The organism is Nitrincola salilacus, from assembly GCF_046271865.1.
In the GTDB taxonomy this organism is placed as follows: Bacteria; Pseudomonadota; Gammaproteobacteria; order Pseudomonadales; family Balneatricaceae; genus Nitrincola; species Nitrincola salilacus.
Genome location: NZ_CP176580.1, coordinates 3,128,480 through 3,141,352 on the forward strand (window position 1 = coordinate 3,128,480; position 12,873 = coordinate 3,141,352).

Genomic DNA, 12,873 nt, shown 5'->3' on the forward strand with positions numbered 1-12,873 from the left:
TGATCATCTTATAATTAAATATGTCCTCCGATTATATCAAACAAGCGTTTTAATAATATTTCTTTATTTGAAAAACGGTTTTTACTGAATAATTTATTCAGGAGGAAGGTAGAAAGTGGGGTGCAGGTCAAAAGAGGTATGAATTTTTCAGGGAATAGCAGGTCTTCTCAACAACAAGCGCCAGCGACTGACCAACAACGCGCCAAAGATCAGACAACAGCCAAACAGTTGGATCACGGTCATGGTTTCAGCAAACCAGAATACACCCAACAGACTGGTCCAGACCGGCTCCAGCGTCATGATCACGGCTGCATGACTGACAGGCGCCATCCCCTGCGCCTTGACCTGGATGAAAAATCGCATGCAGGTACCTATCACGATGCTGGCCAGCAACCAACCAATCACGGCGCTCCCGGGCACTTCGGGCGTGGGTTCAAGCAACAGTGACAGAGCCAGCGCCAACAACCCTGTCACCCCCAGTTGGATAGCAGTCAGTGGCAACGCCGGCAGCCGTGCCGCATAACGGCTGTTGAGGTTGAAATGCAGCGAGAAGACCACTGCCGCCCCCAGGAAGTATAGATCCGACAACGAGAGTGAAAAGCCGCCTTCAAGCCTCAGACAAGCCAACCCGGCCAGAGCGATCACCACTGCCACCCAGGTACTGCGTGCCGTAGGCGCACCAAACAGCACCTTGCCGACAATTGGGATCAGCACTACCCCTAAGCTGGTCAGAAAAGCACCGATACCCATGTTCTCAGTATGCTGCAGCCCCATGATCCACAGGCACATGGCCAATCCCATAACCACGCCAGTGAGCAAAGCACGCCGCCACGACTCTGCAGCCAGATGGCGCAAACCCGTCCAGCCGGGTACAGCGAGAATCAAGCTGGCACAGAGAAAGCGAACGCCAATAAAAAAGAGTGGCGCCATTCCCAACAATGCTTCACGCGAAAATACCCAACCCAGCCCCGCCAGCAACGTGACAAGAACCAGCAGAAGATCGGAGCGCCAGGAACCCTGCGTCATCATTAAATCAGATCCAAAAAAGGCTGGTGGGATAGGTTTCAGGGCTGACCTTACATAAGCGACTTGCGGTTTAAAAGCGCTCATTCACAACCCTGCACAGTAATCACTCAGGACTGATACCTTTCGCTCGGTGCTTTCGGGGCAGAGAGTTGAAAGATCACAGTGCCCAGCAACACCAGTGTTGCTGCCAGTGCCAGATTAGACGGTGCCGCCTCACCCAGAGCGGTAATGGCTATCAATGTACCAACCACGGCAGCCACTATACCGATCTGACTGAGATAAACTGGCCCCGCCATTTTTTGCAGCACAAAGTAAAAGAGATAGAGAACCGAAAACACAAAGATCTCCAGCAACAGCAACTTTATCACTTCAGGGCTCTGCACCAACTCCGGCAATCTGCCCGGCTCAAAATACAGTACAAATGGCAGAAGAGATAACACAGCACCCAGCATCATCAGTGCCGCCAGATAGATTGGAGAGGTACCTGCAGGCCAGCGCAGGGTTCGGAAAATGTTACCTGCAGCCAATGCAACAGGCATCGCCAGCACCAGAATCACCCAGCCGGTTGTCCCCTCCAGATCCATCGCCTTGCCCGTCGCCAGCAGCACACCTCCACTCAGTCCGAGCAGTACGCCCAGCAAACGCAATCCACGGGCTACCTCCATTCGCAGTATCACAGCCATCAACCAGGTCAGCAAAATGGGGAAGGCAAAGCTCATGGAGAGAAACCCTGCTCCAACATGCCGCACCGCCATAAATCCCAGTGCATTCGGCAGTGCCAGCAGTGCACCGGTCACTAATGCATACTCCACCACACGATAGTTGATAGCAGCCAGTTTACCCATGCAGGCTGCCAATCCGAGCAACACCACGCCGGTGAACAGCAGTGCCACCATCAGAAAACTCAGACGTGGTGCACCAGCCGAATCTGCCAGTTTGGCTACCACCAGTGAAAGCGCCAGAAAGCTCCCCACGAGCAACAGACAGGCAAACGCCTTGAGCCCTGCACTCTGGCTACCCCTGCCTATTGCATGCAACTTGTCCATTATCTACTCCCATTATTGATAGCACATTTGGATACGTAACTTTCGATTCGTATCTTCTTGAGCCATCATATCTTCATAAAAAGTATCTTATAAGAAAGATAAATATATCTTAGTATCAAGATAAATGGAAAGCAATGAACAGAGTCAATTTTTACTGTCAGCTAAGGGCCTGAGCAGATGATGCAACTGGTTCGGTTACCTGTAGAAGTGATTGCTCGTATGGGTCAATCCCCTTTCGAACCACCCCGGCAGTTCGGCGAGTCTGGTACCCGGTCTTGTGCCGTAACCCACTCCTCGGGAGTAAACAGATGCATGGTCAGGGCATGGATAGGATTCTGCATCAGGTCGGACAAGTGCCCATAGATCAACTGATGCCGGCGAACCTTATTCAGATTCGCAAAATCGGGGCTGACCAGGGTCAGTTTGAAGTGACTTTCGGTGGCAGGACCCGAGTGCATATGGCTCTCGTTTTCGAGGTTGAACACCTCGACCTGCATCGTTTGTGTGAGTAGCTGTTCGATTCGTTGTGCTGTACTCATCTCGCGTCCTCGGCAGGACTGTTATCATCCCGCCTGTTCTGTATACTGTGATCGTTATTTGCCGGTCATTTTACCCCACAACCGGTTCGTGTGCTGCAAGGATAAAAAGTTAAATCATGATCATCCGTGTACTTCCGGAGCTGGAAAACCGTGAGCAATGGCTGGCCTTCATGCGCCGCGACATGCCCTACTGCCTGGTGGAAAATCCTGAATGCATGCTCGATTTTCAGACTACCTTCCTGCAACTGACCCTTTTTCCTCAGACCAGTGACCCGGTCCGCTACACACTTGGCTCCCGGCGTTCAATGGAACCTGCCTGGAATCTGATAAAGGGGTGTGGCTGGCGTCTGTCGGTGGTGCTGGAAGGGGTGAAAAAGCTGGATTTCAGCAGTAATGTGCGCGACAACCATCTGCTGCAACTTCAGGGAGAGCTCACGGCACGCAAGTCCTTTCCAAGGGATCGCCATATGATTGCTCCCTCTGCCAGTGGCTTGCTGCATCCGGTAGCTCAGTATCCTGAGAGCTGGGATCATCAACTGGTGAGCCGCCTGCTCGCCAACCGACAATACCGCGCCTTGCAATTGAATCTGGCCGAACACCATGCACCTGAGCAGGTGATGTTGTCACTGCAGCAGGAACCTCAGCGCTGGCGCATAGAACTGGATGGTCAGCAACTGCACCTGCTGTTGGACGACCAGCCCTATGCCAGTCTGATACCGCAACCGGGCCCTGCGATCCGCAGATTGCAGAGCACCGGTGTATTTTAGTTAGATCAGCTCGCCCTGCTCCTCGACCACTTCATTCAGCTCATCCTCCTCCAGCGCCATGATCTTATAGGGATGATCCGATGCCAGCAGCTCCTTACCCTTCTCGGTCGGGAACTCAACATCGATATCCACGACGCGACCATCACGACAGACGTTGATAATCGTATCCATGCAGGAGCTGAGCAGCGAGTATTTCTCATCCGGTGCGGCGATGATGGTCTGCAGACCCAGATCGCTCATGAACGCCAGCGAGGTCATGGTGTTTTCGGAATCGAGCTTGTTGAACGCCTCGTCAAACAGTGACAGGCTGAAACCACCGACCGGCTTGCCATCACTGCCCTCTTTCAGACGATAGGTTGCCCCCAGCGCCGCCGCCATCGCAACATAGAAAGGCACCTGATGCTCACCACCGGAGCCCGTCTTGATACGCTGGGTCAGGGTTGTCTTGCGGTTACCGTCCAGATCCTTGACCACCAACTCGAAGTTGTAGAAGTTACGGTAATCCTGCAGCAGATTGCTCTCACCTTCACTGCGCAGCACGTCATGGATCTTGCTCAGCGCATCACGGTGGCTGTTGTCACCCGTGTTCTGCATATCGAACAGTGAACCGACATTGGCCTGATCCATACGTGTGTAGGCCTCGACCAGTTCGAGAATATCCTTCAATTCCGGGTTGGGCATCATCTCGAAGTTGTACATCTCCTTATGGAAGGGACGATTCTTCAGATGACTGTTCAGCTCGCGGATCAGATCCTTGATCTTGTTGATCTGATCATTCAGGTGCGCAACAAAGTCGGAGCGGAAAGCCGTTTCGGCCTCCATGCGTGCGCGCTCAGCCTTCTGGGTATAGAGCGCCAGCTCTGAATCCTGCAGCGCGACAACGGTTTCGTTGACATAGCGTTCCAGATCTTCGTGACTGGAATCGGGGCTGATATTATCCAGCCCCTGATGGCTCATACCACCACCATGGTAGCGCGCCTTGTACTGAGCCACGGCATCGCGCACGCCGTTCTTTTTCTTCTCATGCAGCTGCAGCTCGCTCTGCGCTTTTTTCGCTGCCTCGAAGATCACACGCTCCAGCTCGCCATCACAGGACTCATCCAGATAATCGCGTTTTTCCTGAGCGGACTGAGCATCAAAATGGGGGCTCTCTTCACATTTGCTGCGCGCCTGGGCATGTTCGGACAGTTCCCGATCCAGTACTTCGAGTGCGGCATTGTCTTTGATCATGCCAGTGCGTGCTTTCTGCAGTTTATCCATCAACGATTTCTGACGCGCTTCGAGATTCTTCTGCATCTCGGCCAGCTCGCCTATCCGGCGCTGAATACCTGAATCATCATGGTTACGCAGATCAACGATCGCCTGCTGATAGCCCTCTATCTCACTGTTGAGCTGCTCACGCTGAGTAACCAGATCAAATACACGCTCGTTGATCTGAGTCAGCGCGCTGGACATGTTGATCAGCGAGTCACGCAGTTTTTCCAGCGTCTCATGCTGCTGCCCCAGGGTGGTGAACTCGACGATCAGCTCATCGACCTGTTTGCCCTGCAGCGCCAGTTGATCGCCACGACGCCTGATACCCATTATCGGGCTCAGCTCGTTGATCGAGGTGGTGGAGCCTTCCGTCTGCAGCATGCAGTCATAGGTCAACGCACGCTCATGACGCAGCAGCTCGTTTTCTGTTTCAACTGCCATCACGCCGCCCAGTGCACGGTTCATATAGGCCAGTGCATGGTCGTTATCGGTTTCGACAAACTGCGACAAAGTGCCAGGTTTGCTGCGGTTCAGCCAATCACCTGACTTAGTGGTGTTGATGATACGGCAACCCTTGAGGTGGCGACCCTTACGACGATACAGGGTGATCGCTTCCTTGACGCGATCCGGTGCCACCACCAGTGCTTCACGGCGTGCGCCGAGGAAGGACTCAATGGCGATACGCCACTTGTCTTCGGTGATATCCACCAGCTCACAAATGGGAGTCGATTCGATACCGTATTCAGACAACAGATCCATCAGCTCTCGTGTGTTGTGCCGTACCGGAGCACGCCCCTGCTGCAGCTGCTCCACGGCGCTTTTCTGGCTCTGAATCTGAGTGCGCAGCTCATTGATGCGGATCACCGATTCTTCGAAGCGGCGCGCCACTGCGCGCCTGACCGGATCAATCTGTTCACGCAACTGTGCCAGATTGTTATCCACCTCGACCGGCGACTGCGGCCACTGATCGGCCAGCAGATTTTCACCGGAGCGCCAGAGTTCTGCCGACTGCTCCACGATAGGGCGGAATTTTTCAGGCAGCAACTGCAACTGCTTGGCGAAGCCGACATTTGTGCGCATCAGGTTATAAACCTGCTGGATCTTATCCTTCACCACCGATTGTTCGTGCTGACGCGAACGGATAGTGGACTCCAGCGCATTTACCTTGTGCGCTGAGTCGGAGTTGTTCAGTTCGGCGCGAGAGTTAGCCAGATCCTGCATCGTCTGGTTGAGTTGTTCGCTGTTACCAGCCAACTCCTCCTGCAGCTGCCCCTCCTGCTCGGTGAAGTTTTCCAGCCGCTCAGCTGATTCCTCTTTTTTCAGATCGGCATGTTCAAAACGGCTCTCATGAACAACCCACTCATACTCCACCGCATTCTTGACGTTACGGCTGATACCACGGCACAGCTCCTGAACCTTTTCCAGCTCGCCGATGCGGTCAGACACTTCGCGTGTCTTCTGTTCCATCGCCCGATACTCATCCAGCGACTTGCGGAACGCACCGACATGCACGATGTTCTCATCCAGTACAAACTCACGGATAAAGCGGGTCGGGCTGTCGATCGGCACAAACTTGATCGCGTTCTTGAAGTTTTTGATGAATTTTTCATCATCGTTCGGCATCTGTGGATCATGGCTCAGATGCGTCACCATCTCGCGCACGAAGCGGCTGGCACGCTTTTCCAGCACCATATCCGGGCTCTGCTTCAGCAGATTTTCGCGCACCTCCTGCCAGGGTCTCGGCATGCGGCCGGAGCCCTCCTTGTAGGAGAAGTCATCCAGACTGACAGAAAAGTCCGGCAGGATGAAACGACCCAGAATCTCCTCGTCGGCACTGGCGGTGGATGCACTGATCGCGATCCCGACACAGGACTCTTTTGCCGTTTCGGTATCGAAGAAGCTCAGCGCCATATAGGTCAAAGAGTCTTCACGCGCATTAACCTTTTTGCCCATATCATCCAGAAAACCCAGACAGTAGGTGCGCAACGAGCGCTCACTTTTTTCACCCGCCGAAGCGTTGAAGCTCAGATGGCGCTTATGCCCGCCCATCAGGATTGTCTGGACCGCATCCAGCAACGAGGATTTACCCGAGCCGTTGGGGCCAACAATCGCAACATTGCCCTTGATCGGAATCTCAATCGCACCCAACACATACCAGTTGACCAGCACCATGCGGTTAAGCAGTTTCATCAGTGCTCTCCTCCAGCAGTTCGCTCTCTTCACGTGGTTCAAGATCACACAGGGCTTCGAGCTGACCGATATAGTCCTCGACAACCACCTGGCGAATCACCGGGTTTATCCGCAAAGGCAAGTTTTTAGGATCCGTCTCATCCGCTTTGCCACGCTCAATGACCCCATGGCGACTGAACAGCGACACGATCTCTTTCAGACGTGTCTCGTTGGGAATCTCCTTACCGGTCAGATTCTCGTACAGACGCAGCAGCTCATCGGTGGTCGTGAAGGCACGGCCATTCTCAACCTCGAAATTCTCCAGCTTCTGCTCATAGATCTGACGCATGCACAGCATCAGCAGCGACTCATCCAGACGCAGCCGCATCACGCGCTCCTCCCCTTGCGGGAGAATGCCGAGATAGGCTTCATCCGGCTGATAGACCAGACTCCATCCGATCGCCTCGAACAGATTGCGGAAGTAGTCGACATGGCTGGAGACCAGGAAGTAGCTGTCCCGATGCACCGGACGATCAGCATAGAGGAACTGATTGACCAGCAACAGATTGGCAGCATGGATGAAATCATCCGCCTGTACCTGCTCGGTCTTGGATAGAATTTTCTGCAGATCACCTAACATGGATTAGTCCCTGTGAATCTCGAAGCCACGGCATTCCACCACATCGGCGACCTGCACATAGCTGTCATCAAACTGAATTCGGTATTTTTCCATTGTCTTGCGCGCCTTCTTGCCCAGCGACGGCAGATGGCGCACGTAACTGAAACAGATGTAATCCTCGACCGAATCAATGGAAAAATCGGTCGCACGCAGTGTTCGTCGGCCATCAAAATGGCGTTCCAGATAAGCCTCAATACGATCCACTCTGACCTCACGACGCGACTTGTACTCTTTGAACAGCTGTCGCAACTCCAGCACGCGGGGGTCGATGGTGGCCTGAGTGATGATGCGTGGTTTGGACTCAACCCGGCGCCTGATCGGAGAGCGCACACTGGCCGGGGAGATAAAGCCAATCGACTCCAGTGACGTCAGCTTCGGCACACTGGCGGCAGGCTTTTTGGCTACCGCTGTGATGATCCGCGACAGACGAGCGGCCATACCCGGCGTCGTCTTGTCCATATAGCGCACCGTGTCCGCGACACGTTTTTCGAGCTGATAGCGGAAATCATCAATCGCACCCAGGCGCTGATCCACAGACTCAAAAATACGGATGATACGGTTGATATGCTGATGCACCATCGCTTCGGCAGACTCGTAATCCAGCTCATACTGCAACTGATAATGCTGGCTGAGCTGCTCGATCTTCAGTAGATCAAACTGCAGATCACGCAGCATGGCCAGGATCTTGCGACGATAGCGGAAGGGGTTATTGCGTGTTTTGAGCGTTTTGTAATCCGATACCAGCATGTGCTCGACAAAACGATCGAAGAAGCTGCGCACAATATCCTGCGCATTGGTGCTGGCCGCAAGGCTGATCTTCATCTCGCGCAATCCCAGTAGCATATCGGTCAGATGTGCACTGAACTCCGCTGCCGTTTCACTCGCTTCAGACAGAGTGATACCACGCCCGATCGGATCGTTGATCGCGGCCTCCAGCGAGCTGAGCACGTTCAGCACTGCACCGCCATAACTGCGTTTCTCGTGTCGGGCAATCGCCACCAGAGAGCGCAGCAGATAACTGATAGAGGGCGTCAGCAGCACATAGGTGCGATAGATGCGCTGCTCCTCTTCGAGCCAGCCACACAACACCAGCCTGCGATAGATGCGGTTGGTGTAATCGGCACTTGAGCGTGGAGGCTCAGAATCCTCATCGGACTCCGCTTCCCAGCGCCGGACACCCAGTCTGACCACGGCATTCTCGATGGTGGAGCGCACCAGATCCTTGGCGATGAACGGATCGATCAGATCCTCATCAAAGAACAGATCCGACAGTTCAAGCAGCACAGCCTGATAAACCTGGCGATTCTGGCCGGATAGCGGCAGAAATATATCGTCTGGAAGCTTGTTGAACAGCATGCGTTTACCCGGTCTCACAAATGAGATGCCGACGGACGTATGAAACGCCCCTCAGCCTGGTGAATTCAATTGAGTGATTCTAGCGAAAATCGATGCGGGTGCCTAACCTTTGTCACGAATCTATCGGTTTTTCCTGTGAGCGCTTTTCCTGCGAGCGTTTGGCAAGATCGAGCAGATGCCAGGCTGAAAGCAACTGCTGGTGCAGTTTGAAGCGTCTGAGTCGCTCGTCATGGCTGCCGTAATCACTGAACAACTCCTGCCCCTGAATCATTTCGCGACAGCGTTTGACCAGCTCCGGTGTATAGATCCTCTCCAGCACCGACAGATAACTGTCCAGCTCACGACTTTCGCTCAGCTCAATACCCAACACCTGATGCAGGCAGCGGAACAGCTTCATGCGTGGTGCAGGTAGTTGCTGGAAAGCCAGCAGCCATTCACTCATCTCGAAAGCGCCTTGCGGATCTTCGAGCTGCAGCGCCAGCAGACATTTAAGCTCCCCGATTCGCAGAGTTTCCCAAGGGCTGCCGGCATCGGCCACAACACCGATCAGTTCCGCGACCTGATACTGCTCATCAAAGCCCGCCTCATCCAGGGCATCATACAGATCCGCATACTGCTCCTGATCGAGATCGGGCAAAGCCAGCAGCAGCGGACGCAGATGAGCGGCCGCATTGTTATTGCTCCAGATCAGCTCATCCACCGGATAGATCTCGGACATGCCCGGCACCAGAATGCGACAGGTGTAAAAGCCCAGGTGCTCGTAATCGGCGATATAGATATCCATATCGACACGGTGAATACGTCGACACAGATCTTCAAACTCTGCCTGAGTATCACCCTCGATATTCCACTCAGTGAAGGGATAATCGGTGTTGGCAGAAAAGAGATCCCAGGCCACCACACCACTGGAATCGATGAAGTGCGCTTCCAGGTTGTGCGGCTCGGCAGCTTCCTCGATATCGAACACCGGCATCGGGAACTGATCCAGCTGATCCAGCGCCCGACCCTGTAACAACTCCGTCACAGCCCGCTCCAGCGCCACCTGAAACTTAGGATGTGCACCAAATGAGGCATAACAGCCGCCACTTTGCGGATGAAACAGACTGACATTGACCAGCGGAAACTTGCCACCCAGCGACGCATCACGCACCTCAATCACAAAACCATGATTCCGCAGTGATTTGAGAGCCGCCCTGACCCGGGGATAACGGTTGATAATCGCATCCGGGATAGAGGGCAGACTGATGCCGGATGAGATGATGGTATTCTTGATATGCCGTTCGAAGATCTCCGACAGCGCATGAACCCGCGCCTCCCACATGCTGTTACCGGATGCCATGCCATTGCTGACATAGAGATTGCCGATCACATTCACCGGAAACCAGACCGTCTCGTCGGTGCGCTGTTTCACAAAGGGCAGTGCGCAGATGCCGCGCTCGGCATTGCCTGAATTGATATCGATCAGCGATGCTGGTGACAGCTCCCCATGCAGGTCGTAATGGTTACGCGTTGCCTCATCCAGCAGCCCTTCCGGCCAACCCTTGGCTGACACCTTGAACCAACGCTCCTGAGGATAGTGCACAAAATCAGCCGCAGCATTATCCGCACCCAAGAAGTAGTCGGCAAAGTAATAATTAGTGCTCAGACGCTCGAAAAACTCACCCAGCGCACTGGCCAGGGCAGCTTCGCGGCTCATCCCCTTGCCATTGGCAAACAGCAGATTGCAGTTGCGATCATGGATGTGCACCGACCAGACATTAGGGATAGGATTCAGCCAGCTGACCTCCTCTATATCAAAGCCAAGACGCTTGAGTCCTTCGCTCATGGTCGCGATGGAGTCCTCAAGTGGTGCGTCTTTACCCAGAATGGTTGTCATACGATACGTCTCCCTAAACCCCTGTCTCTGTTACAGGGTACAGCTTGCCACATCTTATTGATTGCTCAAAGATTATACTTAAAAGTGTGATGACAGACAGTTTATAAATTATTTTTGCCAATCAGTTGACGGCCACCATCAGGACCATTAATATACGCGGCCTGAGTTGAGCAGTTCCTCGATAGCTCAGTTGGTAGAGCAGTAGACTGTTAATCTATTGGTCGCTGGTTCGAGTCCAGCTCGAGGAGCCAATTCAGCGATGTTCATGCAAGATGATCATCGCGAAACGTCGGAGTGTAGCGCAGTTTGGTAGCGCATCTGGTTTGGGACCAGAGGGTCGGGGGTTCGAATCCCTCCACTCCGACCATTAATTCCCCTCTTTTTTGTTAAAATCCTGCATCATCCAAACACCAATCAACACAGATAAACTCTCGTATCTTGATCTATCACCAACCGATATCATTGCTTGAATTTTGTGCAATTCGAAGCTGCCCAGCCTTTTGATTTGAAAAGAATTTTCAAATCTCCTCATTCTTCTATTGACCCTGCCCGCACTCATCATTAATATACGCGGCCTGAATTGAGCAGTTCCTCGATAGCTCAGTTGGTAGAGCAGTAGACTGTTAATCTATTGGTCGCTGGTTCGAGTCCAGCTCGAGGAGCCAGTTCAGCGATGCTCATGCAAAATGATCATCGCAAAACGTCGGAGTGTAGCGCAGTTTGGTAGCGCATCTGGTTTGGGACCAGAGGGTCGGGGGTTCGAATCCCTCCACTCCGACCATCTTTATTTATCCTCCCTTCAATCAACACCGCTCAATCAACAGCTAGCAACAGATCAGCCTCGAAGAAGGAAGTGCACAGCAAGGTGCTGTCTATAACCCGTCCTTTACTTGTTCCCTAACACTTGCCAATAACCACCTTTCTTCGGGCCATGAAAAGCAAGGCGTTGCTGTTCTTTAAGCTTGGCCACCGCACGTTCAATAGTACTGGGGGAACGCCCCAAATGTACTGCCACATCGACCAACGACATTTCCGGGTGTTGCGCCAGTAAGGCTAAAATCTGTTCGGGGGTTTTTACCCGCGTTTCCACCTGCGTTTTTACCCGCGTTTTTGCACTGGCTTCCGACACATTGGCCAGCGTCTCGTGCAGCGTTGCGGTAATAACACCCAGCATAAATTCAATAAAGGGTGAGCAATCAGAACGAGCTGTACTGTCTCGCAGCGCTTGATAGTATGCAGGCTGGTGCTGGTGAATCAGGCTTTCAACAGAGATGTCGGTAAACACCGGTTGCCACTGACTTAAAATCAAGGTTTGCCACAACCGCCCTATTCGACCATTGCCATCAGCAAAGGGGTGAATAAATTCAAACTCGTAATGAAACACGCAACTAGTGACTAACGCAGGCGCATCACTGTGCTGTAGCCAGCGGAGCAGATCGGTCATTAGCCTGGGCACCTGGTTAGCCCCCGGTGCCATATGCACCACCTGATCACCCGACATCACCCCCACACCACCTCGTCGATAATGCCCAGCGTCTTCTAGTAAGCCTGCCATCAACACCTGATGTGCGTGCAGCAAGTGTTGCTCATTTGCTGGCTGCCAATGGGTTAATTTATCATAGGCCTTGAGCGCATTCTGCACTTCCAGCACCTCTTTGGGCGGTGCTATAACGCGCTTGCCCTCCAAAATAGCCGTTATCTGAGCTTCGTTGAGGGTATTACCCTCAATGGCTAATGAGCCTTGTACGGTGCGAATACGATTAGCACGGCGCAAACGCAAAGCATTACTCATATCAACCTGTGCGCTTAAACGGCCAATAGCCTCACTGATATCAGCGACTTGCTTAAGGATGGTCGGTGTAATGCTGTATGGAGGGTTATAAGGCATGGCGACCACCTGCAAAGTTCTGCTGCTTTAGTACCTCAGCAGCTTCTCTTCTCGTGCCCATCAGGCAAGCTTCAATCATCAACACCAGTACCTGATCTTTAATGTTGCTGAGCATCGTACATCCAGCTATTGATCCTTTATAGTTCAGACATCGACATCACTATCACCTGAATCCGTGACTTCGAGGTATATTCTGGAGGTCTTGGGTGAGTGTGTGCCGCAGGGATGCGGCACTCAAGCCTACAGGGACGTATTTACGGCGTCTCACCCAAG

Annotated in this window: 10 protein-coding genes and 4 tRNA genes; 5 read left to right on the top strand and 9 right to left on the bottom strand. The window is 53.1% G+C overall.

Annotated features, from left to right (window positions below):
- Positions 1-147: 147 nt before the first annotated feature.
- From ACK3CJ_RS14590 to ACK3CJ_RS14600, 3 genes are all read right to left on the bottom strand, one after another.
- Complete coding sequence (locus ACK3CJ_RS14590; RefSeq protein ID WP_409522948.1) at positions 148-1,029, bottom strand: DMT family transporter; 882 nt, start codon at positions 1,027-1,029, stop codon at positions 148-150.
- A gap of 104 nt (positions 1,030-1,133) precedes the next feature.
- Positions 1,134-2,072 (bottom strand): EamA/RhaT family transporter, encoded by a 939-nt coding sequence (locus ACK3CJ_RS14595; protein ID WP_409522949.1) that lies wholly within the window; start codon positions 2,070-2,072, stop codon positions 1,134-1,136.
- A 224-nt stretch (positions 2,073-2,296) separates the two neighbouring features.
- Positions 2,297-2,611 (bottom strand): BolA family protein, encoded by a 315-nt coding sequence (locus ACK3CJ_RS14600; protein WP_409522950.1) that lies wholly within the window; start codon positions 2,609-2,611, stop codon positions 2,297-2,299.
- A gap of 116 nt (positions 2,612-2,727) precedes the next feature.
- Between ACK3CJ_RS14600 and ACK3CJ_RS14605 the strand changes: the two genes are divergently transcribed.
- On the top strand, positions 2,728-3,378 hold the full coding sequence (locus tag ACK3CJ_RS14605) for a hypothetical protein (protein WP_409522951.1): 651 nt from the start codon (positions 2,728-2,730) through the stop codon (positions 3,376-3,378).
- On the opposite strand, the gene ACK3CJ_RS14610 is transcribed toward ACK3CJ_RS14605, so the two are convergent.
- From ACK3CJ_RS14610 to ycaO, 4 genes are all read right to left on the bottom strand, one after another.
- Entirely contained in the window at positions 3,379-6,822 is a 3,444-nt protein-coding gene (locus ACK3CJ_RS14610; protein ID WP_409522952.1) for an SbcC/MukB-like Walker B domain-containing protein, read from the bottom strand.
- Positions 6,809-7,441, bottom strand: a complete 633-nt coding sequence (locus ACK3CJ_RS14615; RefSeq protein WP_409522953.1) for a DUF4194 domain-containing protein — start codon at positions 7,439-7,441, stop codon at positions 6,809-6,811. Before ACK3CJ_RS14615 ends, ACK3CJ_RS14610 begins: the two co-directional genes overlap by 14 nt.
- Positions 7,442-7,444: 3 nt before the next feature.
- The gene (locus ACK3CJ_RS14620) at positions 7,445-8,836 is read right to left on the bottom strand and encodes a Wadjet anti-phage system protein JetA family protein (protein ID WP_409522954.1); all 1,392 of its coding nucleotides are present in this window, start codon (positions 8,834-8,836) and stop codon (positions 7,445-7,447) included.
- Between the two features lie 112 nt (positions 8,837-8,948).
- Positions 8,949-10,712: a 30S ribosomal protein S12 methylthiotransferase accessory factor YcaO gene (gene ycaO / locus ACK3CJ_RS14625; RefSeq protein ID WP_409522956.1), complete on the bottom strand. Its 1,764-nt coding sequence runs from the start codon at positions 10,710-10,712 to the stop codon at positions 8,949-8,951.
- A 175-nt stretch (positions 10,713-10,887) separates the two neighbouring features.
- Between ycaO and ACK3CJ_RS14630 the strand changes: the two genes are divergently transcribed.
- From ACK3CJ_RS14630 to ACK3CJ_RS14645, 4 genes are all read left to right on the top strand, one after another.
- Positions 10,888-10,963 (top strand) — tRNA-Asn (locus tag ACK3CJ_RS14630).
- A gap of 39 nt (positions 10,964-11,002) precedes the next feature.
- Positions 11,003-11,079 (top strand) — tRNA-Pro (locus ACK3CJ_RS14635).
- A 222-nt stretch (positions 11,080-11,301) separates the two neighbouring features.
- Positions 11,302-11,377 (top strand) — tRNA-Asn (locus tag ACK3CJ_RS14640).
- Between the two features lie 39 nt (positions 11,378-11,416).
- A tRNA-Pro gene (locus ACK3CJ_RS14645) sits at positions 11,417-11,493 on the top strand.
- Between the two features lie 105 nt (positions 11,494-11,598).
- Here ACK3CJ_RS14645 and ACK3CJ_RS14650 read toward each other — a convergent pair.
- Together ACK3CJ_RS14650 and ACK3CJ_RS14655 are read right to left on the bottom strand one after the other, a co-directional pair.
- On the bottom strand, positions 11,599-12,600 hold the full coding sequence (locus tag ACK3CJ_RS14650; protein ID WP_409522957.1) for a Fic family protein: 1,002 nt from the start codon (positions 12,598-12,600) through the stop codon (positions 11,599-11,601).
- Positions 12,590-12,715 (bottom strand): hypothetical protein, encoded by a 126-nt coding sequence (locus ACK3CJ_RS14655; RefSeq protein WP_409522958.1) that lies wholly within the window; start codon positions 12,713-12,715, stop codon positions 12,590-12,592. The genes ACK3CJ_RS14650 and ACK3CJ_RS14655 overlap by 11 nt, the downstream gene beginning before the upstream one ends.
- Between the last annotated feature and the right edge of the window lie 158 nt (positions 12,716-12,873).

Coding starts and splice junctions, on each gene's coding strand:
- ACK3CJ_RS14590 (WP_409522948.1), bottom strand. CDS start 1,029: ATGATGACGCAGGGTTCCTGGCGCTCCGATCTTCTGCTGGTTCTTGTC.
- ACK3CJ_RS14595 (WP_409522949.1), bottom strand. CDS start 2,072: ATGGACAAGTTGCATGCAATAGGCAGGGGTAGCCAGAGTGCAGGGCTC.
- ACK3CJ_RS14600 (WP_409522950.1), bottom strand. CDS start 2,611: ATGAGTACAGCACAACGAATCGAACAGCTACTCACACAAACGATGCAG.
- ACK3CJ_RS14605 (WP_409522951.1), top strand. CDS start 2,728: ATGATCATCCGTGTACTTCCGGAGCTGGAAAACCGTGAGCAATGGCTG.
- ACK3CJ_RS14610 (WP_409522952.1), bottom strand. CDS start 6,822: ATGAAACTGCTTAACCGCATGGTGCTGGTCAACTGGTATGTGTTGGGT.
- ACK3CJ_RS14615 (WP_409522953.1), bottom strand. CDS start 7,441: ATGTTAGGTGATCTGCAGAAAATTCTATCCAAGACCGAGCAGGTACAG.
- ACK3CJ_RS14620 (WP_409522954.1), bottom strand. CDS start 8,836: ATGCTGTTCAACAAGCTTCCAGACGATATATTTCTGCCGCTATCCGGC.
- ycaO (WP_409522956.1), bottom strand. CDS start 10,712: ATGACAACCATTCTGGGTAAAGACGCACCACTTGAGGACTCCATCGCG.
- ACK3CJ_RS14650 (WP_409522957.1), bottom strand. CDS start 12,600: ATGCCTTATAACCCTCCATACAGCATTACACCGACCATCCTTAAGCAA.
- ACK3CJ_RS14655 (WP_409522958.1), bottom strand. CDS start 12,715: ATGCTCAGCAACATTAAAGATCAGGTACTGGTGTTGATGATTGAAGCT.